We start from the raw sequence: 24852 nt of genomic DNA on the forward strand, positions 1-24852 counted from the left end.
ATCTATTAATTTACTACAAATTCGATGAAATAAAAAATGATTTTTAGAAAAAACTTTTAATTAGCGTTTTTCAATCGGTACGTATTTTTGCATACCTGGTCCAACATACTCTGCACGCGGACGGATAAGGCGGTTGTTTGAATATTGCTCAAGGATATGAGCGATCCAGCCTGAAGCACGGCTTACAGCAAAGATTGGTGTGAATAGGTCATGCTCGATACCTAAACTGTGGTATACGGAAGCAGAATAGAAATCCACGTTTGGCGGAAGATTTTTTTGACCGGTTACGATTTCATGAATTTTGATGGACATATCATAATATTGCGGTTGTCCAGTAAGTTCAGTCAGTTTTTGTGACATTTCTTTAAGGTGTTTAGCACGAGGATCACCTTTACGGTATACACGGTGGCCAAAGCCCATGATTTTTTCTTTATTGGCTAATTTTTCGTTGATATATGGCTCAACGTTTTCAACTGAACCAATGTCTGTAAGCATTTTCATGACTTGTTCGTTAGCTCCGCCGTGAAGTGGGCCTTTTAAAGCGCCGATGGCAGAAGTAACACCAGAATAGATATCAGATAATGTAGCCACACAAACGCGTGCAGTGAATGTAGAAGCGTTTAATTCATGGTCAGCATGAAGAACCAATGCTTTGTTGAATGCTTCTTCTTCGATTGCCGTTGGTTCGTTACCGCTTAACATATATAAGAAGTTAGCAGCAAAGCTTAAATCTGTACGCGGAGCAACAGCTTCTTTCCCTTGACGGATGCGAGCGAAAGTTGTTACCAATGTAGGGATTTTTGCTTGGATGCGGATGGCTTTACGATAGTTAGCGTCTTCACTCATCACATCTGCTTCTTCATCATAAAGACCAAGAAGAGATACTGCAGTGCGAAGAGCTCCCATTGGATGTACTTTATCAATTGGGTATGTTTTGAAGTGATTAACCACTTCAGCTGGAATTTCAGCATTTTCAGCAAGTTGTTTAGTTAATTCTTCTAATTGGCTTTTGTTCGGAAGAGCTCCGTGCCATAAAAGATAGATTACTTCCTCGAATGTTGCGTTTGAAGCCAAATCATCGATGTCATAACCTACATACGTTAATGTGTCATCGATAATGGAGCTAACTGATGAAGTTGTTGCTACCACACCTTCAAGACCTTTTGTTGCTGTCATACTAAATCTCTCCTTTTCCTAAATATTCCCCTATGCCCTTGCTTTTAGCGTATAAATATAGCGCTTCCAAGAAATTAGCTATTGTAAACAACCATCTATTTTTTAGCAGAAGACATACATCTTGTATTGGAAGCGTTCACAGAATATGACCCCAACAATAGTAAAATGTACGATAATCTTTAATAAGAAATTCTAAAAATAATGCTTGTAGCTATTCCTAGTGAGCGCTTGCTCAATAACTACATCTTTTTTTTAAGATTCCTCAAAAATATCAATGATATTCTGAATCCCAATTTTAATAAATCAGAGCAGTTACATGATTATTATAAACAATAAACACTTTTTTGGGAATGAAAAGCACTTAAAATGTGAAAAAATTATTATTTTATTAGAAAAATTAGCTACATCTTCTCTTGCTTTTTTTAATGCGATCCAAAACGTTTTTTTGAAAATTTGCCTCCAAGCAGAATAAACGAAACATTAAATAGAAAATTTACATTCCCGTTACTGACAGACTTTTCTACCCTTTGCGACTCACTTCATTTAAAAAAATTGAAGATCTGCATGCATAAATAAGCAATTCCCGCCCCGATTAACGGACCGACAGCCACACCTTTGAATAATGCGACCGCCAGAATCGTCCCAAAAACAAGAGCCGTGGTAATGTGCGGATCATGTGATAGGAGCGTAATCCCATTTTTTGCTATGAGCGCAACCGCTATTCCAGATGCCAGCGCAATCCAGGCATAAGGAGATTTTATCGCGTCTCCGAGTTCCTTGAAACCTATCGCCCCGTTTGCTATGGGTATGAGTACGGAAATCGTAATGATCGTAACGCCCAGGTTGATTCCTTTCGCTTCCAGGTATGGAAAAACTTTAGCGTCGAGGCCAATCAGTTTCATGCTTAAAAGAAAACCCGCAGCCATGATCAGTGAGGTATTTTTCCCAAACCAACCGATTGCAGCAAGCAGAATTAAAAATACGACAGGACCGTTGATCAATATCCCTTCACCTTCTTCCTTCTGTTTTTGTTATTTTAACATAACAAACTCTCCTGTTTCCTAGGAGAAATATGATTTATGGAACGATGCATCGGCGGAAAAAAGTTAAGCCGAAAGATGAAAGAATCTTTCCTTTCTTTTCCATCATCGTTACAATTATAATACAAACTTTATGATTGAAGGAGGATATGACTTGAATCCGGTATATATGTATCGTTTCATTCGCTCTTTACTGGTCGTCGGAGGGATAATTTTAGGTGGAATTGCCTTGTTTTATTTATCTAAATATACATATCCATTCATCATTGCCTTGATAATCGCTTTCTTGATGAATCCTCTGGTCACTTTTTTCGAAAGGAAAGGAAGGCTGCCACGGGGTTTGGCTGTATTCGTTTCCCTTTTACTCATTTTCCTTTTATTTGCGGGTCTTATCACCTTACTGGTTACCGAAATCATTTCAGGGACCAATTACCTTGCCGGAGTCATCCCGAAACACATTGAAACCATCGTGGATTATATAGAAACATACATCGCTTCCACCGTCATCCCTTTATATAAACAAATAGCTGCCATGTTCAATAATTTAGATATCGAACAGCAAGACACAGTCCTCAAGAACATCCAAAATATCGGTGAATCCATCACAACCGGAGTAAGCGGCTTCATTCAAGCTTTCTTGAAGAACATTCCCACAATCATCGGATGGTTCCCAACTACAGCAACAGCACTCCTTTTTACCCTGCTGGGCACTTTCTTCATCAGCAAAGATTGGGATACCTTTGGCCGCATGACCGGAAAAGTGTTGCCTGATAAGATTTTTGCGGGTGCCAAGCGTTTATTCAGGGACTTAAAACGGGCTTTGTTCGGGTTTATCCGTGCACAATTCACTCTTGTTTCATTGACGACTGTCACGATTTTAATCGGATTTCTCATTTTGGGGGTGAATTATTCAATTACCATTGCCCTGATATGCGGACTGGTCGATATCATTCCCTATTTAGGGACAGGTACGATTTTCATTCCTTGGATCATCTTTGAATTCATCGCCGGGAATACAAGTCTTGCAGTCGGTTTATCCGTCCTTTACATAATCGTCGTTGTCCAGCGTCAGTTAATAGAGCCAAAAGTACTTTCTTCCAGTATTGGTTTGGATCCGCTTGCCACTCTCATCGCCTTGTTCATCGGCTTCAAATTGATCGGTTTCCTAGGGCTGATTGCAGGACCTGTCGTACTTGTCATATTCAATACACTTCAGCGTGCAAATGTCTTCAAGGCCATATGGACTTTCATCATCGGGGATACAAAGAAAACCACTTAAGTTAATCCAGACATCTATTAGCATTTACCCATTTCCATTTAAAAATCCGCCTTGGGTAAAAGGCGGATCTTTGGTTTTAGCTAAAATTATTTTGAAGTCTCGAATTGTTCTGTTTCAGTAGAACCTGCAAGTGCTGTTGTGGATGATGTTCCACCAGAAACGACTTGTGCCACTTCATCAAAGTAACCAGTTCCCACTTCACGCTGATGACGTGTTGCTGTATAGCCGTCAGGCTCACTAGCGAACTCCGCTTGTTGAAGTTCTGAGTATGCAGCCATGCCGCGGTCTTTATAACCAAGAGCAAGGTTGAACATGCTGTGATTCAATGAGTGGAAGCCTGCAAGTGTAACGAATTGGAATTTATAACCCAATTTACCCAATTCCACTTGATAATTGGCAATCTCTTCATCACTTAATTTCGCTTTCCAGTTAAATGATGGAGAACAATTGTAAGCAAGCAGTTTGCCCGGGAACTCTGCATGGATTGCTTCGGCAAAGCGGCGAGCATCCGCTAGATTAGGTTCAGAAGTCTCACACCAGATAAGGTCGGCATACGGCGCATAAGCAAGGCCTCTTGCAATTGCTTGGTCAAGACCTGCATTCGTGCGGTAGAATCCTTCTGGGGTCCTTTCACCAGTGATGAATGGTGCATCGACGGGATCAATATCATCGGTGATCAAATCTGCGGCATCAGCATCCGTACGGGCAATCAAGATGGTCGGTGTACCCATTACGTCGGCTGCCAATCGGGCGGAAACTAAATTACGTACTGCCGTTTGGGTTGGAAGAAGGACTTTACCGCCTAAGTGACCACATTTTTTCTCGGAAGAAAGCTGGTCTTCAAAATGAACGCCTGCCGCTCCAGCTTCGATCATGCCTTTCATTAATTCGAAAACGTTAAGGGAACCACCAAAGCCTGCTTCAGCATCCGCCACGATTGGAGCGAACCAATCGATATCATTTTTTCCCTCAGCAAAGCTGATTTGGTCTGCACGCTGAAGTGTCTGATTAATGCGTTTAACCACTTGCGGCACGGAGTTGGCTGGATATAAACTTTGGTCAGGGTACATTTGCCCTGCAATGTTAGCATCTGCCGCCACTTGCCAGCCGCTTAAGTAGATTGCTTTTAAACCAGCTTTCACCTGCTGCATGGCTTGGTTACCAGTCAATGCTCCTAATGCGTTGATGAAATCTTCTGTATTCAATAGATTCCATAGTTTTTCAGAACCACGGCGTGCCAATGTTTGTTCAATATCGATGGAACCTCTTAGTTTAATAACTTCTTCTGCCGTATAAGGACGTTTAATACCAGTCCACCGTGAGTCATTTTCCCAGCTTTGTTGTAATTTTTGCGCTCTCTCATTCATCATCATTATTTCCTCCTAATTTATAATATATATATATATATTTTGAATATTAAGATAATTTTTCGTATGCCGCGTTGGTTAAGAAATCTGCAAAGTCATCTGCTTCAATCAATTGTTCAAATAGTTTAGTAGACTCTTCAAACTTTCCTGATTTGAAAGTTTCTTCCCCTACTTCCGATTTAATGACCGCCAATTCTTCTTCTTTGATTTGATGGAATAATTCCTCGTTTATTTTCCTGCCATCTTCGAGAATGCCCTTTGGATGACGGATCCATTGCCAGACTTGAGCCCTTGAAATTTCAGCGGTTGCAGCATCTTCCATTAAGTTATTGATGGGTGCCGCCCCTCTGCCGCTTAGCCAAGAGGCGATATATTGGATGCCTACGTTAATATTCGTCCTTAATCCTGCCTCTGTGATCGTTCCTTCCGGTACAGTCAGCAATTCTTGAGCTGTTACATGGACATCTTCCCGTTTTCGGAAAATTTGATTCGGTTTTGGGACGAGCAGGTCAAAAACCTCTTTTGCCGTGCTCACCATACCCGGGTGGGCAACCCATGTTCCATCATGACCGTCTCTTGCTTCGCGTTCTTTATCTGCCCGGACTTTCGCAAAAGCCTCATCGTTCTTAACCGGGTCATTTTTAACAGGAATTTGCGCGGCCATCCCGCCAATTGCAGGAGCATTACGAGTGTGACATGTTTTGATTGCTAGTAAGGAATACGCCCTCATGTTCGGGACGGTCATCGTGACCTGCTGCCGGTCTGGGAAGATAACATCTTCCGAGTGACGGAATTTTTTCAGGAAACTAAAGATATAATCCCAGCGTCCACAGTTCAGGCCTGCCGAATGTTCTTTCAGCTCGTACAGAATTTCGTCCATTTCGAATGCAGCAAGAATCGTTTCTATCAAGACCGTTGCCTTGATGGTTCCTTGCGGAATTCTTAGATCGTTCTGAGCATATACGAATATTTCATTCCATAATCTTGCTTCGAGATGGCTTTCCATTTTTGGTAAGTAAAAGTATGGGCCGCTTTGTTTTTCGACCAATGCTTTTGCATTGTGGTAAAAGTACAGTCCAAAGTCAAAAATGCTGGCTGATATAGGCTGTCCATCCAAAAGGACATGTTTTTCCTCCAAATGCCAGCCGCGTGGCCTTACCTTTAGGACAGCTGTTCTTTCATTTAACTCATACACTTTGCCATTTGGATTTTTAAATGAAATGGTTCCGCGGATTGCATCGCGCAAATTCAATTGACCATCAATGCAATTCTCCCAAGTGGGTGAATTGGCATCTTCAAAGTCCGCCATGAATACATTGGCACCTGAGTTCATGGCATTAATGATCATTTTACGATCGACAGGTCCAGTGATTTCAACCCTGCGGTCTTGCAAATCATTCGGGAGGGGCTCAATCGTCCAATCACTTTCACGAATATGCTTCGTTTCTTCAAGGAAATCAGGAAGCTTGCCTTGATTCAGTTCTTCCTGAACGCTTTTCCGCCGTTCTAGAAGTTCTGCCCTTCTTCCACTGAAGTGCCGTTCAATCCTTTCGATGAATTGAAGAGCTTCCGCTGTAAGTATTTGATCATATCCTGGCTTAATGTTGCCTGTAATTTGTAAGCCTTTTGCTTCCGTAATCATGTTGCCTCTCCACATCCTTTCCAACTTTTATATGTTATAATACAGTTGTTTTATTTCCTGTTTGTATTATATAACACGTTGTATAAATTTGTCACCAGTTTTTTCTAAAAAATCTAAAAAAAAGATTTTCAAGCATGGAAAAGCCTGATTTACCAATGTTTTCAAGGGGTTAATAATTTAAAAATCCTGTTATTGTACACTTTTTCACTCTCGTGGAATTCATCATTTAATGGTGAAACAGGCAAAATCCGATTTACATTGAAAATCCCATTTCAATGAAAAGCAAAAAAGCACCCTATAAAAACTTGGATGCTTTTGTTTGACCTTTTTTCCAGACCAAAAAGGCTGCCTAAAAGCTTGAGCCTTTAGACAGCTTTATATTATTTATGCCTAATGATAGTAACTTTCCCTTTATTCATTCTGTTCATGATAAATCGGATAACAATCGGTTTGAGGAGATTCCGGGTTGGCGGAAACACAAGGATCAATCCCATGATATCCGATATGAGCCCAGGGGACAGCAACAGTGCAGCTCCGATAAAGATACAGATTCCATCAATGATTTCATTTCCTGGCATCATTCCGTAACGAATCTGTTCCTGTGCCTTTTTCCATGTTTCCATCCCTTGCCGTTTAGCCAAATAGGCTCCGATCAAACCTGTGGCTACAATCAGGAACAGCGTTGGCCAAAAACCAATCAGATTGCCTGACAGCAAAAGGACAATAATTTCAACGACCGGCATCGCAATGATAAACATTAAAAAATATTTCATCTACATTCCTCCTGCACAGCCCATTTCTGGTGCGGTACATCCATCTTACCTCATTGGCACGGAATCAGCCAAAATTTCGTTTTACAGTACGTTGGCATGTCCATCATAAATGACTCCACGACCTGCATCGACTGTTATTCTTTGACCATCCTTGAAAACCTTGGTCGCGTCCTCCGCCCCAACGATGACCGGTATGCCCAATGTGACTCCTACAACAGCTGCATGGCTTGTCAAACCGCCTTCTTCCGTAATCAAGGCCGCACACTTTTCAATCGCCGGCATCATTTCGCGGTCCGAACCGATCGTAACCAATACAGAGCCTTCCGTCACTTTTTCCAAAGCTTCCTTGGCATTCTTAGCGATAACCACTTCACCTTTAGCTGATTTCCTGCCGATTCCTTGAGCCTTCAAAAGAACCTCTCCTAACACATGAATTTTCATCAAGTTAGTCGTACCTGTTTCACCTACAGGCACACCGGCTGTAATGACGACTAAATCCCCATGGGAAACTAAGCCAGAATGCAAGCTTTCATCTATTGCGGTTTGAAGCATTTCATCGGTAGTCGTTGCTTTTGGACCAATCTGCGGATAGACTCCCCAAACCAATGCAAGCCCTCTTGTAACATGATCATTGGATGTAACCGCAATGATCGGTGCTTTAGGGCGGTATTTGGAAATCATCCTGGCCGTATGACCGCTTTCAGTAGGGGTGATGATTGCCCCTGCATTAAGATTAAGCGCGGTGTGGGCAACGGATTGGCCAATAGCATCAGTGACATTATGACGGTTCACTTTGCTTCTGACTGATAATATATCCCGATAATCGAGGGCAGTTTCAGCACGTGAAGCAATGTTATGCATCGTTTGCACCGCTTCGACAGGATAGGTTCCAGCAGCTGTTTCACCAGAAAGCATGATTGCATCCGTTCCATCAAATATGGCATTGGCCACGTCACTTGCTTCTGCACGGGTCGGTCTTGGGTTACGCTGCATCGAATCGAGCATTTGTGTAGCCGTTATGACTGGTTTCCCTGCATTATTACATTTTTTGATCATTTGTTTTTGGACTAATGGCACTTCTTCTGCAGGAATTTCCACTCCCAAGTCTCCACGTGCTACCATCAAACCATCTGAAACTTCCAAAATTTCATCAAGACGGTCTACGCCCTCTTGATTTTCGATTTTAGGGATGATTTGAATATGTTCCGCTCCATTTTGCTGTAATAATTCACTAACTTCAAGCACGTCGGAAGCCCTACGTACAAATGAGGCAGCAATGAAGTCGATACCCTGTTCGATTCCAAAAAGGATATCCTGTTCATCTTTCTCCGTTATGCCAGGCAGGTTTACCGAAACCCCAGGAACATTCACGCCTTTTTTGTTCTTAAGTGTACCGCTATTCAAGATCTTGGTATGGATTTCTTTTCTTACCTGATCTATCTTCAACACTTCAAGCCCGATCAATCCATCATCCAAAAGGATTTTAGATCCTGGGTGGACATCATGCAGAAGCCCTTCATAGGTAATGGAGAATTTTTCAGGTGTTCCCAGGACTTCATTCATGGAAATAATGACTTCATTGCCGGCTACAAGCTCCATAGAATCATTTTCCATATTATTCGTCCGTATTTCAGGCCCTTTTGTATCTAACAGGATGGCAACCTGTTTACCCACTTTTTCACTCGCTTCTCTGATATTGCGGATTCTAGCGGCATGTTCTTCATGATTTCCGTGAGAAAAATTAAGCCGTGCTACATTCATCCCCGCTTCTATTAATTGAACCAGCTTTTCTATACTTTCACTTGCGGGGCCAATCGTACAAACAATCTTGGTTTTACGCATGGTGTCATCCTCCTTTAAGGAAAACTCGCCGCCTGTCCACCTTTTGAAGACAGGGGCGCAGTGTTTTATGTCTTCTTTTAATACCCAATTCTTTGAAAAGCAATTCCTATCGGTCAATATGATTAAATGGATAGCTCAGAGGATAAATCATACATCTTCTTGTCAATTGTATGCGGTTTAGCAAGAGCTTCGATGATATCATAATCAACAAGTTGATTTTGTTCTATCCCGACAGCCCTGCCTCCTTTTCCTTCAAGAAGCAATTCAACGGCTTTTGCTCCAAGCCGGCTTGCCAATACCCTGTCATTTGCCGATGGAGATCCTCCGCGCTGAACATGGCCCAGGACCGTTACACGGGTTTCAAATCCTGCTTTCGCCTCAATTTTCCTGGAAATATCAACGGCACTTCCAACACCTTCAGCCACAATGATGATACTGTGCTTTTTCCCACGGTCATGTCCGCGGTTCAGCTTCCCAATCAGTTCTTCTATATCATATTCATATTCAGGACAAAGAATCGTTTCAGCTCCGCCAGCCAATCCAGCCCAAAGCGCGATATCGCCGGCATCTCTTCCCATCACTTCAACCACATAAGTCCTTTCATGAGAAGTGGCCGTATCCCGAATTTTATCGATAGCATCGATGACTGTATTCAGGGCCGTATCGAAACCAATCGTGAAGTCCGTACCCGGTATGTCATTATCAATCGTTCCAGGAACTCCGATACAAGGGAAACCCCTTTCCGTTAAAGCTTTCGCTCCGCGGTAAGAACCATCGCCACCAATTATGACGATGCCCTCGATACCAAGTTTATTCAATTGTTCAATCGCTTTCAGCTGGCCTTCTTCCGTCTTAAATTCCGGACAGCGAGCCGTATGTAACATCGTGCCACCTCTATGGATGATATCCCCGACCGACCCAAGTTCAAGCTTCTTTATATTTCCATTTATCAGACCTTGATAGCCATGATAAATTCCGAAAACCTCCATTTCATGAAAAATTGCTTTCCGGACAACTGCTCGGACTGCCGCATTCATTCCTGGAGAATCTCCTCCACTTGTCAATACACCTATTCTTTTCATAAATGTCACCTCTCTACAGCACTAATCAATTTTAAGCTTCGTTATATCATTGTACCCTTTTTCAAGCTTCAATAAGCAGTAACTGTTTCACTTATGCACACTTGATGTTATAAGCCTAACCGATTATCTTCAGAAATTGAAGTAAAATGGCGTAAAAGTTTACAATCTACACACAAACCATATTCTTTACTCGTTTCGATAATGAATACATATGCGCCCATGAAAGGATGAAAAAACGTGTTGCCACAGGCAGCACGTTTTTCCTTTTGCAAAATGTGTTTATGAATGCTGTTCCACTTCCTTAGGTTCTCCCTCAGGTTGTTTTGCAAATTCATATTCACCGATTTTCTTGAATTTCATATAGCGCTGGTTGATAAGATCATCACTATTCAATGGTAGAAGTTCATTGAATGAACGTTTCAGGATTTCCTTGATGGCTTCAGCCTGTAAATTTGAATCCCGGTGGGCGCCGCCCCTCACTTCAGGAATGATCTCATCGATTACTCCTAAGCGGTTTAAGTCGGGAGCCGTGATTTTCATCGATTCCGCTGCCCTCTTAGCCTGAGAAGCATCCTTCCAAAGCAAGGCTGCAGCCCCTTCAGGGGAAATTACCGAATATGTTGAGTTCTCAAGCATGAAAATTCGGTCTCCGACGCCAAGTGCCAATGCACCGCCGCTTCCGCCTTCACCGATGACAATACTGATGACCGGCACCTTCAGCCCTGCCATTTCGAAAAGGTTTTTCGCAATGGCTTCACTTTGCCCGCGCTCTTCAGCAGCTTTACCAGGGAAAGCTCCCTTCGTATCAATGAAACAGATAATCGGCCGGTTGAATTTTTCCGCCTGTTTCATCAGACGCAAAGCTTTTCGATAGCCTTCAGGATGGGGCATACCAAAGTTTCGACGGATGTTTTCCTTCGTATCTTTACCTCGTTGATGACCGATGACAGTCACGGCAAGTCCATCAAATTCTGCGATTCCAGCGACAATCGCTTCATCATCCCCATAATAACGGTCACCATGAAACTCGATGAAGTCATTGAATAATAGGGGAATGTAATCAAGCGTCGTCGGACGGGCTGGATGCCGGGCAATCTGAACACGATCCCACGGTTTTAGATGGTTATAAATATCCACTTCCAGCTTCTCTAAACGTTTTTCCAATGTTTCGATTTCAGCTGTAAGGTCTACATCAGCATCCTTCGAAATTGCCTTTAGCTCTTTAATCTTATTTCTAAGGTCCGTAACGGGACGCTCAAACTCTAATTCATAAATCATAACCATTCACCGCCCGGGGCATGGATTTTAAGGATCGTCGTCAATGTTTCCTTCATTTCCGTACGTTTGACGACCGCATCCAATTGGCCGTGCTTCATCAAGAATTCAGCGGTTTGGAAATCTTCAGGAAGCTCTTCATGGATCGTCTGTTCAATGATTCTTCGGCCCGCAAAACCAATTAGGGCTCCAGGTTCGGCTAGATTAATATCGCCAAGTGACGCGAAACTTGCCGAAACCCCACCTGTGGTAGGATGGGTCATCATTGAAATGATCAGTCCGCCTTCATTGCTGAACATCTTGAGTGCCGCACTTGTCTTTGCCATCTGCATCAAGCTTAATACACCCTCCTGCATCCGAGCGCCGCCTGATGCCGTAAATATGATGAACGGTATCTTCAATTCAGCTGCACGTTCAATGGCACGGGTAATTTTTTCCCCAACAACGGATCCCATGCTTCCCATCCGGAAATTCGAATCCATGATGGCTGATGAAACTTGGTACCCATTGATGCTTCCCACTCCTGTGACAACAGCCTCATTAATCTTGGCTTTCTTCTTATCTTTTTCCAATTTATCCAAGTAATCCGGAAATTCAAGCGGGTTAACTGAAATCATTTCTTTATCAAACTCATTAAAACTGCCCGCGTCGAATAAAAATTCGATGCGCTCATGGGAAGACATCGGATGATGGTACCCGCAATGCAGACAGACTTTCTTGTTTTTCACCAATTCTTTTGTATACATGATTTTTTTACAGCCGGTGCACTTTGTCATGATTCCTTCTGGTACATCTTGTTTCTCCCGATCTAAAGGAACCGTTGCATATTTCTTCTTAGACTTCGCAAATAGCTCTTTAAGCAAGCTTAATCCTCCCTTTACCACCAATTATCTATTTTATGATACTTGGTACAAACTATATCAGAAATAAAATTAGTATCGTGTAAAAAGGTGTCACTCGTCCTTCGACATATTTCTAATTCTAATAAGATACGTTTCGATGGCTTTTTCTTCATCACGTTCGAGCAAATATGTAAGAAGTGCCAGATAATCTTCTTTTTTCACATTACCCTGTACCATCTCTGATGTTCTAGCATAGCTGTTGACAATGCGCCAAATTCTTTCCAGCAAACGATTGCGATTCATAATGGCAATTCTTAAGAAGAAATCATCATCATGAAACTCATCCGCTTTGACCCACGCCATTAATCTTTTGATATCCTCAGCCGTAGCGAAAAAAGCGACGATCCGCAAACAGTCAATTTCAATCAGCCTTTTCGTCTCAGACAAATCTTCTTGTACTTTTTTATCTTGCAAAAAAAAGGTTCCCAGAAGCTCGACTAGCTTATGCTCCTGGAAATCCCTGATAAACGTCCCTTCACCACGCCTTGTTTCTATTAATCCTAATAGCTCTAAGGCACGCAATGCTTCACGGACAGAGGAACGGCCAACATTAAAACGATCCGATAACTCCCGTTCGGATGGGATTTTATCTCCCGGCAGGAGGCTGTCCGCTTCAATCATGCTACGTAGGCTCTCAACGACATCGAGATAAATTTTGGATGAAGAAGTACGACCTGCCAAATTAATTATTCCTCACTTTTTCCAATGATCGCTAATTTCCTTGTTTTTTCTTTAATTTCCTCGGGATCCACATTAATTCTAGCCACTCCCGTTTCCATCGCTGCCTTGGCAACAGCAGCCGCAACGGCAGGTGCTACTCTCTCATCAAATGGAGCAGGGATAACGTAGTCTTCGTTTAATTCATTTTCCTGTATTAAACCGGCAATGGCTTGTACTGCAGCAACCTTCATTTTTTCATTGATATGAGTCGCACGTACATCTAAGGCCCCACGGAAAATCCCAGGGAAAGCAAGGACGTTATTGACCTGATTCGGGAAATCCGAACGGCCTGTTCCAACAACCTTGGCACCCGCTGCTTTCGCATCTTCCGGCATGATTTCCGGATCTGGATTAGCCATCGCGAAAATGATCGCATCCCGATTCATCGAAGAAACCATTTCTTTTGTCAATGCACCTGCGGCAGAAACACCTATAAATACATCAGCGTTTTGAATGACAGTTTCCAATGGTCCTGAAACCTTATTTCGATTGGTCACTTTCGCCACTTGTTCTTTTGTATCATTCATACCTGTCGAACGGCCCTCATAAATGGCACCCTTCGTATCACACATGATAATGTCACGAACTCCATAGCTATAAAGCAATTTAATGATGGCAATGCCCGCAGCTCCTGCTCCATTCGCTACCACTTTAATTTCCGACATTGATTTATTCACAAGTCGTAACGCGTTTACAAGTCCGGCAACAGTAACAATGGCTGTACCGTGCTGATCATCATGAAAAACAGGAATATTCATTTCTTTCTTGAGGCGTTCTTCAATTTCAAAACAATTTGGTGCGGCAATGTCCTCTAAGTTCACTCCACCGAAAGTCGGTTCGAGTAATTTAACGGTCTCTACAATTTTGTCCACATCCGTCGTTTTTAAACAGATTGGGAAAGCGTCCACTCCAGCGAAGCTTTTAAATAAAACGGCTTTTCCTTCCATAACCGGCATAGCGGCTTCCGGGCCGATGTTTCCAAGTCCCAACACAGCCGTTCCATCAGAAATAACGGCAACAGTATTCCCCTTCATTGTATAGTCATAAACGGTTTCCGGCTTATCGTAAATATCTTTACACGGTTCTGCGACACCAGGAGAATAAGCCAGGCTTAAATCTACTGCATTCCTTACCGGTACTTTCGATACTGTTTCTAATTTTCCTTGATTCAAGCGGTGCATATGTAATGCTTCTTCTCTTAATGTCATAGTTTCACTCCTAAAACAAATTGGGTAAACCAAATCTTATATGCTGAAATCTAGTGGTCAGACCACAGCGGCCTGTTTTCAATATAACATAACTATTAAAGTTGTAAAACAGTTATTCTTTCTTGTAAACCACATTCCCTTTTCCGACCAAGTCAAATAGTGACTGCATTAGACTATCTGTAGGATTGACCCAATCCCAATAAGATAGCTGTACATAGCGGTTTTCCCTCTCGTAAAAAAGCATGACCTTGGTTTCACCGCTATGCTGCATTAAAATTTTTTTTATTTTTTGCAGTGTATCCTTCGTTTGCTTGCCAGCCTCTATTTTCAGGAATATTGTTCCGTTTTTTTCTTCTTTCATCTGCTTCACTTTTTCTAGCGGGTATACGTTCCTGATCAGGAGCTGTGTTTTTCCATCCCGTTCTTCCAATGTCCCTTGCAGCATAACGAGTTGTCCGTGATTCAAGTCGGCAGAGTGGTTTTTATAAACATTTGGAAATACGACCGCTTCAATATCCCCCTCTTCATCACTGACGCTCAAGAAAGCCATCACATCGCCCTTTTTTGTCCTTATGGTTTTAACCGACGTAATGTATGCGCCAAGTAAGACTTTTGATTCCTTTTTATTAGTAGCTTCATCTATGGTCAAACAGCCGAAGTGCTGAAAAAGTTCTCTGTAGCTTGTCACCGGATGATTCGATAGATAAAGCCCCAATGCGCTTTTTTCCAATGAGAGTTTGTGCTCGATAGGGATCGGCTCGACCCGGTTGTATTTCGGTTTGAGTGAAAATTCGCCATCCGAAAACATATCGAATAGGTCATCATCCGGATTAACCAATTCCGTATGATTGATCGCTACATCCAAGCTCGCCAACAATGTTGCCCGGTCTTCACCAAATTCATCAAATGCACCTGAATGCACAAGTGCCTCCAACACTTTTCTATTTACGATTTTTCCCGAAACGCGCAAACAGAAATCGAATAAATCAGCGAACTTCTTCTGCCGCCTCGCAGCAAAGATTTCTTTTAGGACCGTCCCGCCTATCCCTTTTATAGCTCCAAGGCTATAACGGATCCCTTCCTTTTCCGGTAAAAATGGGTAACCGCTCCGGTTAATCGAGGGAGGCAGAACCATTATCCCTTTCTTTTTTGCTTCGCGGATATATTGCGAAATCTTTTCATCATTCCCGACGACCGATGTCAGGAGTGCTGCCATGAAATATTCCGGATGGTGGGTTTTCAAGTAACCCAGCTGATAAGCGATGAAACTATACGCCACCGCATGGCTTCGGTTGAATCCATAGTTAGCGAAGCGGACAATCAGGGAATATATCTCATCTGCCGTTTTTTCGGAGTATCCTTGTTTCAATGAGCCGCTCACAAAATGCTGCCGCTCTTGATCCAGAACATCCTTCTTCTTCTTCGAAACTGCACGACGGAGCAGGTCAGCCTCCCCTAATGAAAAACCGGCTAAGCGGGAGGCAATTTGCATAATTTGTTCTTGATAAACGATGACCCCGTATGTAGGCTCGAGGATATCCTTCAAATCCTCGTGCAGGTAATCAATCGGAGCCAGTCCATGTTTTCGCTCGATGAACAGCGGTATATTTTCCATCGGACCTGGACGGTATAGTGCATTGACCGCGACGATATCCTCGAATCGGTTCGGTTTCAGTTTGATCAAAACCTTCCGGATGCCATCCGATTCAAATTGAAACACTCCGGTGGTTTCACCTCTCCCTAAAAGGGCCAGCGTCTCGGGGTCATCCATCGGAATATGGGACAAGTCGAGCTTTTTCCCCGTTCCCTTTTTGATGTTATTTAAAATATTATCGATGAGCGTTAAATTGCGGAGTCCAAGAAAATCCATTTTAAGAAGTCCCAGTTCTTCGAGAAGGTCCATTGGATATTGAGTCAGATGGATGCCTTCATGCCCTCCTTGAATCGGGATATGTTCGGTCAGTGCCTGGTCGCTGATGACGACGCCGGCAGCATGTGTCGAAGCATGGCGAGGCAGACCTTCTAGCAATAATGCGGTTTGAAAAAGTTTTTGGTTCAGGTCACTCTCATTAACGAATTCCCTGAGCTTTTTCGATTCCTTGAAAGCCTCGGGAAGCGTGATGCCCAATCGGCCTGGAATCATTTTCGATACCGCTTCCTGTTCCTTTGAATTCAAGCCGAAAACACGTCCTGTGTCCCTTAACGCAGCCTTGGCAGCCAATGTTCCGAAGGTTATGATTTGTGCTACATGAAGTTCCCCGTATTTCTTCGCGACATAGGCAATCACTTCTTCACGGCGGTTATCCGGAAAGTCAATGTCGATATCCGGCATCGAGACACGTTCCGGATTCAGGAAACGCTCGAACAGCAAGGAATGTTCGAGTGGATCGACATCCGTTATCGACAGCACATAAGCGACCATCGATCCAGCGGCCGATCCCCTTCCAGGTCCAGTCAGGATTTGATGGTCCTTAGCGAATTTCATGAAATCCCAAACGATTAAAAAGTAATCGCTGAATTTCATCTTGGTGATGATATCCAATTCATATCGTAGGCGCTCTTCATATTGAATGGATGGCTCCGGCAATCTTTTCTTCAGCCCTTGGAAACAGATGGCTTCGAGCATTTCCTCGGCTGTGACTCCATCTTCAGTAGGGTACTTAGGAAGCAGTGAACGATGAAATGGAATTTCCAGATTGCATTGCGCGTCAATATGTAGTGTATTTTCAAGTGCATCCGGTCTGTCATGGAATAGTTCTGCCATCTGAGCCCGGCTTTTCAAATAAAATTGATCGGATTCAAGAACCGTATGCGTCTCATCCGCCAGCTTGTCGCCATTTCCAATCGCCAATAAGACTTCATGAGCGAGTGCATCGCTTTCGTTCAAATAATAGACCGGATTCGTCGCGACAATCTTTATCTCTAAATCTCTCGCCAGCTGACTTATGGCTTCGTTACCTTTTTCCTCATCGGCAATCGAAAGTCTCTGTATGGATACATAAAAGTTATCATGACCAAAAATTTGAAGAAATCGTCCTGCTGCCTGTTTGGCTTCTTCAGGATTTTCTTCTCTCAATAGCGTTTCTATTTGCCCCTCCGCACCCGGTGTGATTGCAATCAAGCCCTGGGAATAGGCTTTAAGCCAATTCATTGGAATGCCTGACGGGGATTTAGTTTTTATTGCACTGCTTATTTTAAGCAGGTTTTGATATCCTTGGAGACTTTTTGCCAATAAAAGAAGTCCATGTGCAGATTCCCGTTCATCAAGGACTTCCGCAAGTATGCCGACGATCGGCTTTATCCCCTGTCTCTTGCATTCTTTATAAAAATAGACCGAACCGTACATAACATTTCGATCGGTTAAGGCAAGACTTTTACAGCCATCAGCTTTCGCTTTGGCCACAAGTTCAGTGATCTTGACCGTACTTGTCAGCAGGCTGTATCCGCTCTGAATATGGAGATGAGTATACACGTTTTTTCTCCCACCTTTGTAAGGCATGTTTCTTTTCATTATAGTGTTTATTTCAAAAAAAGAAAATATGTTCTCATTACCAATGCCATTTAACTTCCTGATTTCCGGCGACTATCATATTACCTCTGAACTTCCCATATAAATGGAATAGAAGAATATCAAGCAAAAAAGGATGATGATATATGAATGAAGCATTTGTTCCAGCCTTTCTCAACAGCTTTTTCATAGCGCTTGGCGTATTGCTTGGCGGCTCGATAATCGGGGGCCTCGCCGCTTTTTTTACTGGACAAGCCCCGATGACGACTGTATTCCGGCTGTCGGACAGCCTTCGTATTTGGGCGATTGTCGCTGCAATCGGGGGTACTTTCGATATGGTCTATAATTTCGAACGCGGTATTTTCCACGGAGAAACGAAAGATATAGTCAAGCAGGTCCTATTGATTCTATCTGCACTTGGCGGAGCACAGACAGGAGCTCTGATCATAAACTGGTTCACCCAGGAGCATATTTCATCATGAGGATTCCTCCTTATCACCGGTCTCCCACTTGGCAGCGTTTTTTTGCCGGAGCCGCACTTGGCGGATTGATCAGCTGGGGGATTTTCTTTTATATGCATGGTGTCCAGCAGGAGAAGCAGATCCTGACCCTTCACGAACAAAGAGAAAAGATCAAGGATTTAAACGGAAAAATCGCAATTTGGGAGCAGGATTATAAAAAATTGAACCAGAAAAACGAGGAGATCCTGACGATTCAGGAAGTGGAAGTAACCATTACGAATGAAAAATACAGTCTGGATCGGCTGAGTATTGCAGAAGCTGAGGATGTGATTGAGGACGACCTTTCCTCTCTTCTCGCCAAAGATGTCGCCAGTGTCTATGACGGAAAGGTGCTTTTGAAAAAATCCATAGAAAATAAGATCGTGACCATCAATAAAAAGCGCTATCAACTTGAAGTCGTTGAAATCATGTTTTATACGAAAATGAATATTGAAATCAAACTAAAAAGAACTACTTCTTAATAATATCCACTAAATTTAAAGACCAAATCATATGCGATTTGGTCTTTAAATTTTTTTCATTCCGCTTTATTCAACTCTTCCATGTCGGCAAGGATATTATCCACTTCATCCCAAGAATGAATCGAAGCCCCTGCTGCAAGCGGGTGGCCTCCGCCGTTATATTTACGGGCAATCGTATTGATGATTGGTCCTTTAGAACGGAAACGGACTCTGATTTCTTTATCTTCTTCAATGAAAAATACCCATGACTTAACATTTTTAATCGAACCGAGCGAGGAAACGAGCTGGGATGCCTCAGATGTAGAAGCATGGAATTTTTCAAGTATATCTTTTGTGATGATCATTTTCCCCGTTCCATATGGAAGGATTTCAAAATGCTGCAGCACATAGCCATTCAACCGTACTATGCTTTCCTCGACGTCATACATCTCCTGATATAACTGCGGGCGGGAGAACGAATAGTGAATCAATTCACTGGCATAGGCAAATGTCTTTTCAGTCGTACTTTGGAATAGGAAACGACCTGTATCTCCAACAATTCCTGCATATAGAAGGCGTGCCGCTTCATCACTCATCTTCAAGCCCTGTTCTTTACCGAACTGGTAAAACTCATAAATCATTTCACTTGTGGAACTTGCGGATGTATCGACCCAACGCATATCCCCATATGGATCTTCATTAGGATGATGATCGATCTTAATCAGTTTATCCCCCGTCGTGTACCGTGCATCACAAATCCGGTCCGTATTTGCGGTATCACAAACGATGACCAAAGCACCTTGATATGTTTCATCCGAAATCTCATCGAGCCTTCTTAAGTAATTCAATGACGGTTCTTCTTTCCCGACCGTAAAAATTCGCTTTTCGGGGAAAGATGCTTTCAGGATTTCCGCCAATCCCCCCTGTGAACCATAAGCGTCCGGATCTGGACGGACATGACGATGGAGAATGATAGTATCATAACGCTTTATATCTGCTAATATTTCAGCTTTCATATTGATCTCCCCTTCACATATGTATCATCGAGCCTAATTAAGATGATATATTTCATTTAATCAAAAAATTGGGGAAATAGGAAGACTCATCTTGTTTACTGTGGCATTCTCTTTCATTTCCCGCTACAATAAAAAGGTACATATGTTAAATTGGGGGAATTTCAAACGATGCCTATTCTTGTCACCTTGATCGTTCTTTCACTAGGGGTCTATCTGTTTTATAAAATCAAATCGGTCCGAACCAGAATGCCGATGGAGAAAAAGTGGATTTCAGGGAAGTCATCCATTGCCCTTGGTGCCTTTGTCGCACTATTCGGAATCAATCAGCTTTTTCTATTCCACACGACCATCACTTATATCATTGCTGCCGTTTTCATCTTCGTTGGCCTATTCAGTATTTGGGGCGGCTATAAAATGTATAAATTTTACCTGCCGCATGCAATCGAAGAAGCTGCAAATCAAAAAGGATAATCGAATTTCGATTATCCTTTTTATTTTTCATGATCGGTCCAGCAATTGGCAAGTCAACATCGCCTTGCCGACAAGTTTGCCTTGGTTAAACACCTCGACATCCACTTTTCCGAATTTACGTCCTACATCAAGGACACGCGGATGGATTTCAAGCGTACTGTCGATCTGTACTGGTTTGATGAAGTAGATAGTCATGTTTTCCACGACCAAGTCACCGCGCTTATAGCTTCGAAGTGCACGGTTTGCCGAGTCGGTGACCAATGTCGTGAACACACCGCTTGAAATGGTCCCAAGGTAATTGGTCATCTGCGGAGTGACGCCATAGTTATACACTTCCTCGCCCTTGCCTCGATTCGAAGTCATCACTAGCTGGCTGGTGATCGTATCGTCGATCGTTTCGCCGACCTGAGGCTGCCTTTGACTCATTTGCAGTGCCTTCAGCACATCCTGCCTGCTCACGATACCCTTTAGGATATGACTGTCATTCACGACCGGGATTAACTCTATCCCTTCCCAAACCATCATATGTGCAGAAGATGCCACACTCATTTTATCACCTACGGTCATCGGGTTTTTCGTCATCACCTTATCAATGAGAGTCAGCTCTTCCTGTCCGATGATATCTTTTGATGTGACCATTCCTTGAACCTTCATATTGTCATCGACAACAGGGAAACGGCTATGCCCGGATTCCTGATTCAGTTCATGCCAAGTCTGAACCCGGTCACCGACTGTTAAAAAGGTCGTTTCCTGTACGGGTGTCAAAATATCCTCCACCAGCAAGATTTCCTTTTTGATCAATTGGTCATAGATCGCCCGATTGATCATCGTTGCGACGGTAAACGTATCGTAACTCGTTGAGATGACTGGCATCTCCAATTCATCGGCTAACCTTTTAACGGGCTCTTCCGTATCGAATCCCCCGGTGATCAGTACCGCTGCACCAGCTTTTAACGCATGCTCGTGGGCCTGTGTACGGTTCCCGACTATCAGCAGGTTTCCTGCACCTGTATATCTCATCATGGCATCCAGCTTCATTGCCCCGATGACGAATTTATTTAATGTCTTATGAAGTCCCGTTTTCCCACCAAGAACTTGTCCGTCAACAATATTGACTACCTCTGCGAAAGTGAGCTTTTCAATATTCTCTTTTTTCTTTTTCTCAATACGGATCGTGCCTACCCGCTCAATCGAGCTCACGTAGCCCTGGTTCTCCGCCTCTTTAATTGCCCGGTATGCCGTACCTTCACTAACATTCAATGCTTTCGCAATTTGACGGACGGAAATCTTTTCGCCAACAGGGAGCCCATCGATATGTTTTAATATTTGTTCATGCTTTGTAGCCAAGCGCTTCACCCTTTTCACGGTATTCCTATTCCCCATTATAAGGTCAAAGAGCCTAGTTTATCAAACAACTACTAGTATTGACGCAACCTTTTGTATTCCTGCTGGCGTTTTACCTTTTGTTTCTTAGGAGAATATAGTATGCCCGTCAAGTTTCCAGCTACCGCCAACAATGCAAACAACAGCCAGGATCCAGCAAACAGACTCTCCAGACCGCCACTTTCCAACGACAAACGCGGCACGGCATAATACAGCATCACACCGCATAAAAGCAAACACAGTAATAACCTCTGTTTCATCCAATCCCCCCCTTTTTTCATCTATTCATTTTATGCCTGAGAAAGGAAAAAAGACTTGGCTGCTGAACGAGACTTTACTTTCCTATCGCTGGAAACATCTGCGTAAAAGGCAAATGCTAAAGGGAAATCCATCAATTCGGTCGGCTATCCCCATTCAATCCACATAAAAAAACGGAAGCCCCTGCAGGCTCCCGCTCTTATTAAAATTCTATTTCATCCCCGGCTTCCATGATCAATCCATTTCCCTCTTCAAGCAAGTCGATGAATTTGTCAGGATCCTGTTTGATGACAGGGAAAGTATTGTAATGAATCGGCACGACTTGTTTGGCTTGAAGGAATTTCGCTGCAAGTGCTGCATCTTCCGGGCCCATGGTGTAATTGTCACCGATTGGCAAGAATGCCAAGTCAATCGGATGTCGCTCCCCGATCAGTTTCATATCGGAAAATACCGCTGTATCCCCTGCATGATAGATCGTTTTCCCTTCTATCGTAAGCAATATGCCAGCAGGCATTCCCAGATAAATGATTTGCCCCTCTCCGTTATTGAATCCCGTTCCATGAAAAGCTGGCGTCAGTTTCACTTTTCCAAAGTCGAACTCGAAAGCTCCGCCGATGCTCATCCCGTGGGTCTTAACCCCTTGAGCACCCAGGTAGTCGGCAATCTCTGCAATGCCGATGACAAGTGCATCATGCCTTTTGGCCAATTCAACCGTATCACCGACGTGGTCATTATGGCCATGTGTTAAGATGATCACATCCGGTTTCACATCTTCTACCTTCAAATCGGTCAATTCGTTTCCAGTAATGAATGGATCGATTACAATCGTTTTACCATTCGTTTCGACTTTTACAACTGCATGTCCATGAAAAGATACTTTCATTTTTGATGCTCCCTTCCCATACCCACTAATTTTTTAAGTAGCTTTCTTAGGCCTTTCCCATTTACTATACTTTTAAATATTGCTAAGGTAATTATATCTTATTAATGGAGGTACCGTCATGAATGAACGTTTGACAGAACTACAAAATTGGCTACAGGCCAATGAGACTGAAGCCGCTTTACTTACATCTACAGAGAGCATCTTCTATTTGAGCGGTTTTTTTAGTGATCCTCACGAAAGACTGCTGGCACTTGCCATTTTTGAAAATGCCGACCCATTCCTTGTCTGCCCGCAGATGGAAGTTCCGGATGCTAAACAGGCTGGATGGGCTGGAGATATCATCGGTTACACCGACATTGAAAATCCATGGGAAAAAGTTAGGCAAGCAGTGGAGAATCGCGGGTTAACCATTAATACAATGGCCATTGAAAAAGAGCATATGAATGTAGAACGTTATGAAAAGGTCCAACAATACTTCGGAGCACCAAAGCTCGTTTCCGCAGAAGAAAAACTTCAAAGGATGCGAATGATCAAATCGGAAGATGAAATGGTCAAAATCCGTGAAGCATGCCGCCTTGCCGACTTCGCGATTGAAGTGGGTGTCAGTGAAATTCATGAAGGTAAAACGGAAATGGAAATCCTTGCAGCGATAGAATACGAATTGAAAAAAGCCGGAGTTAGCCAAATGTCTTTTTCCACCATGGTCCTGACTGGTAAAAATGGCGCTTCCCCACATGGCACACCCGGGAATACGAAGGTTCAGCGCGGCGACCTTGTCCTCTTTGACCTGGGCGTCGTTCATGAAGGGTACTGCTCTGACATCACTAGAACGGTTGCTTACGGAGATATCAATGATAAACAGGCAGAGATATATGAAACTGTACTTAAAGCACAAGAAGCTGCCGTTGCAGCCAGTAAACCTGGTGTATCCTGTTCCGAGATAGACTTGACTGCCAGAAACATCATCAGGAATAAAGGATATGGTGAATTCTTCCCGCACAGGCTCGGCCACGGACTTGGGATCAGCGTCCATGAGTATCCATCCTTGACTGAAACGAATTCCCTCGAACTTCAATCCGGAATGGTTTATACCATCGAACCTGGCATATATGTTCCAAATGTTGCAGGCGTCAGGATTGAAGACGATCTACTGATCACCGATACCGGCTGTGAGGTTTTGACCAAATTCCCGAAGAGCCTGCAAATCATAAAGTGATAATCTATTGACCATTTAATATAACGTAACCCAGATACCCCCGCCTTCATTTAAGACGGGGGTATCTATTAATCAAAATTCATTTTACTAATCGGTCCGCAGTTCATACTTCACTGCTTTATCACGGCCGTCAAACCAAATGACCAGCCATTCACTATCTATTCTTATGATTCCCCTCTCAGCACCAAGAAAATAAACAACATTATCTTTCTCTAAAATATTCCGTTTCTGTTGGGGACCCCAAAAGCGTGATCACTTCTTCTTTTGTCATGCCTATCAATTCATGTTCATTCATTAAGTCATCAACCAGATATACTCTTCCTTCATCATCATTTAACCATCTTTCAGTGGTGAACCTTGATTCATTTTCATTTACCCCTAACAAAAAAACACAATAAAATAAAAGAGAAAAGCCAAGGATCGATATGACTATTAATCTAATTTTGATTTTCCTTTTATTATGCTGATCGGTATATTTCCATGAAATCCATTGAAAAAATAGTAAAAGAACAAATGGAAGCAGCATTGCTGATATACTCATTAAACTGATCGAAGCATGTACAGCATTGATGTAAAAAATATAAATGAAATATATCAAAGCATACAAAAGCACGTATAAATATAATGCATAGTTTAATATTCTTGAGACACTCAAATAAAAAACTCCCCTCCTCCATTAAATTTACCATAAATGAACAAATAAGGTAAAAAAGTCGAGAGTTTCGTTCATGCAATGATTGTGCTTATCTTTTCATCATAATAAGGTTAGAATCTTTTTTTTCATTTTGCGATTTCCAGATCATTGGCTAAAACATTCGCTAATTTGTTACAATTGAAATCAGATCCATTA

The 24852-nt window shown here is 42.8% G+C and carries 22 protein-coding genes; 5 read left to right on the forward strand and 17 right to left on the reverse strand.

Annotation, left to right across the window (positions count from 1 at the left end):
• Positions 1-60: 60 nt before the first annotated feature.
• Positions 61-1176: a citrate synthase gene (gene citZ, locus NYE63_RS20820; RefSeq protein WP_076364762.1), complete on the reverse strand. Its 1116-nt coding sequence runs from the start codon at positions 1174-1176 to the stop codon at positions 61-63.
• A 539-nt stretch (positions 1177-1715) separates the two neighbouring features.
• Positions 1716-2177: a DUF441 domain-containing protein gene (locus NYE63_RS20825; protein WP_034309113.1), complete on the reverse strand. Its 462-nt coding sequence runs from the start codon at positions 2175-2177 to the stop codon at positions 1716-1718.
• A 193-nt stretch (positions 2178-2370) separates the two neighbouring features.
• On the opposite strand from NYE63_RS20825, the gene ytvI reads away from it, so the two are divergent.
• A complete protein-coding gene (gene ytvI, locus NYE63_RS20830) occupies positions 2371-3495 on the forward strand; it encodes a sporulation integral membrane protein YtvI (protein WP_342602528.1) in 1125 nt (374 codons plus the stop codon).
• 86 nt (positions 3496-3581) lie between these two features.
• Here ytvI and aceA read toward each other — a convergent pair whose 3' ends face one another.
• The 10 genes from aceA to dnaE all read right to left on the reverse strand — a co-directional run bounded on the left by aceA (position 3582) and on the right by dnaE (position 17778).
• Entirely contained in the window at positions 3582-4865 is a 1284-nt protein-coding gene (gene aceA / locus NYE63_RS20835; protein ID WP_063232729.1) for an isocitrate lyase, read from the reverse strand.
• Positions 4866-4911: 46 nt separating this feature from the next.
• Positions 4912-6504 carry a malate synthase A gene (aceB, locus tag NYE63_RS20840; protein WP_342602529.1) on the reverse strand — a complete coding sequence of 531 codons (1593 nt, stop codon included), beginning with the start codon at positions 6502-6504 and terminating at the stop codon, positions 4912-4914.
• 380 nt (positions 6505-6884) lie between these two features.
• A complete protein-coding gene (locus NYE63_RS20845) occupies positions 6885-7277 on the reverse strand; it encodes an FxsA family protein (protein WP_034309123.1) in 393 nt (130 codons plus the stop codon).
• An 81-nt stretch (positions 7278-7358) separates the two neighbouring features.
• Positions 7359-9119 carry a pyruvate kinase gene (gene pyk / locus NYE63_RS20850; protein WP_342602530.1) on the reverse strand — a complete coding sequence of 587 codons (1761 nt, stop codon included), beginning with the start codon at positions 9117-9119 and terminating at the stop codon, positions 7359-7361.
• Between the two features lie 122 nt (positions 9120-9241).
• Positions 9242-10201 (reverse strand): 6-phosphofructokinase, encoded by a 960-nt coding sequence (pfkA, locus tag NYE63_RS20855; RefSeq protein WP_342602531.1) that lies wholly within the window; start codon positions 10199-10201, stop codon positions 9242-9244.
• A gap of 279 nt (positions 10202-10480) precedes the next feature.
• Positions 10481-11479, reverse strand: a complete 999-nt coding sequence (gene accA / locus NYE63_RS20860) for an acetyl-CoA carboxylase carboxyl transferase subunit alpha (protein ID WP_342602532.1) — start codon at positions 11477-11479, stop codon at positions 10481-10483.
• Positions 11476-12339, reverse strand: a complete 864-nt coding sequence (gene accD, locus NYE63_RS20865) for an acetyl-CoA carboxylase, carboxyltransferase subunit beta (protein WP_063232724.1) — start codon at positions 12337-12339, stop codon at positions 11476-11478. Before accD ends, accA begins: the two co-directional genes overlap by 4 nt.
• 90 nt (positions 12340-12429) lie before the next feature.
• Complete coding sequence (locus NYE63_RS20870; RefSeq protein WP_342602533.1) at positions 12430-13059, reverse strand: GntR family transcriptional regulator; 630 nt, start codon at positions 13057-13059, stop codon at positions 12430-12432.
• Between the two features lie 5 nt (positions 13060-13064).
• The gene (locus NYE63_RS20875) at positions 13065-14306 is read right to left on the reverse strand and encodes a malic enzyme-like NAD(P)-binding protein (protein ID WP_342602534.1); all 1242 of its coding nucleotides are present in this window, start codon (positions 14304-14306) and stop codon (positions 13065-13067) included.
• A gap of 112 nt (positions 14307-14418) precedes the next feature.
• Entirely contained in the window at positions 14419-17778 is a 3360-nt protein-coding gene (dnaE, locus tag NYE63_RS20880; RefSeq protein WP_342602535.1) for a DNA polymerase III subunit alpha, read from the reverse strand.
• A gap of 182 nt (positions 17779-17960) precedes the next feature.
• On the opposite strand from dnaE, the gene NYE63_RS20885 reads away from it, so the two are divergent.
• The gene (locus NYE63_RS20885; protein WP_063232721.1) at positions 17961-18296 is read left to right on the forward strand and encodes a YtrH family sporulation protein; all 336 of its coding nucleotides are present in this window, start codon (positions 17961-17963) and stop codon (positions 18294-18296) included.
• A complete protein-coding gene (gene ytrI, locus NYE63_RS20890) occupies positions 18293-18796 on the forward strand; it encodes a sporulation membrane protein YtrI (RefSeq protein WP_342602536.1) in 504 nt (167 codons plus the stop codon). The genes NYE63_RS20885 and ytrI overlap by 4 nt, the downstream gene beginning before the upstream one ends.
• 56 nt (positions 18797-18852) lie before the next feature.
• Here the strand turns inward: ytrI and NYE63_RS20895 are convergent, their stop codons facing one another.
• On the reverse strand, positions 18853-19791 hold the full coding sequence (locus NYE63_RS20895; RefSeq protein ID WP_342602537.1) for a bifunctional oligoribonuclease/PAP phosphatase NrnA: 939 nt from the start codon (positions 19789-19791) through the stop codon (positions 18853-18855).
• A gap of 168 nt (positions 19792-19959) precedes the next feature.
• Here NYE63_RS20895 and NYE63_RS20900 point away from each other — a divergent pair, with 168 nt between their 5' ends.
• Positions 19960-20262, forward strand: coding sequence for a YtpI family protein (locus NYE63_RS20900; protein ID WP_034309143.1), 303 nt, complete (start codon positions 19960-19962; stop codon positions 20260-20262).
• Between the two features lie 27 nt (positions 20263-20289).
• Here NYE63_RS20900 and NYE63_RS20905 read toward each other — a convergent pair whose 3' ends face one another.
• The 3 genes from NYE63_RS20905 to NYE63_RS20915 all read right to left on the reverse strand — a co-directional run bounded on the left by NYE63_RS20905 (position 20290) and on the right by NYE63_RS20915 (position 22786).
• Positions 20290-21609 (reverse strand): DRTGG domain-containing protein, encoded by a 1320-nt coding sequence (locus tag NYE63_RS20905; protein ID WP_137018167.1) that lies wholly within the window; start codon positions 21607-21609, stop codon positions 20290-20292.
• 71 nt (positions 21610-21680) lie between these two features.
• Positions 21681-21905 carry a hypothetical protein gene (locus NYE63_RS20910; RefSeq protein WP_283897852.1) on the reverse strand — a complete coding sequence of 75 codons (225 nt, stop codon included), beginning with the start codon at positions 21903-21905 and terminating at the stop codon, positions 21681-21683.
• A 200-nt stretch (positions 21906-22105) separates the two neighbouring features.
• Positions 22106-22786, reverse strand: coding sequence for a metal-dependent hydrolase (locus NYE63_RS20915; RefSeq protein ID WP_342602538.1), 681 nt, complete (start codon positions 22784-22786; stop codon positions 22106-22108).
• 118 nt (positions 22787-22904) lie between these two features.
• On the opposite strand from NYE63_RS20915, the gene NYE63_RS20920 reads away from it, so the two are divergent.
• Positions 22905-24002, forward strand: a complete 1098-nt coding sequence (locus tag NYE63_RS20920) for a Xaa-Pro peptidase family protein (RefSeq protein ID WP_342602539.1) — start codon at positions 22905-22907, stop codon at positions 24000-24002.
• Between the two features lie 202 nt (positions 24003-24204).
• Here NYE63_RS20920 and NYE63_RS20925 read toward each other — a convergent pair whose 3' ends face one another.
• Positions 24205-24657: a hypothetical protein gene (locus NYE63_RS20925; RefSeq protein ID WP_342602540.1), complete on the reverse strand. Its 453-nt coding sequence runs from the start codon at positions 24655-24657 to the stop codon at positions 24205-24207.
• Positions 24658-24852: the final 195 nt, after the last annotated feature.

The sequence above is a fragment of the Peribacillus sp. FSL E2-0159 genome (assembly GCF_038643155.1).
Classification (GTDB): domain Bacteria; phylum Bacillota; class Bacilli; order Bacillales; family DSM-1321; genus Peribacillus; species Peribacillus simplex.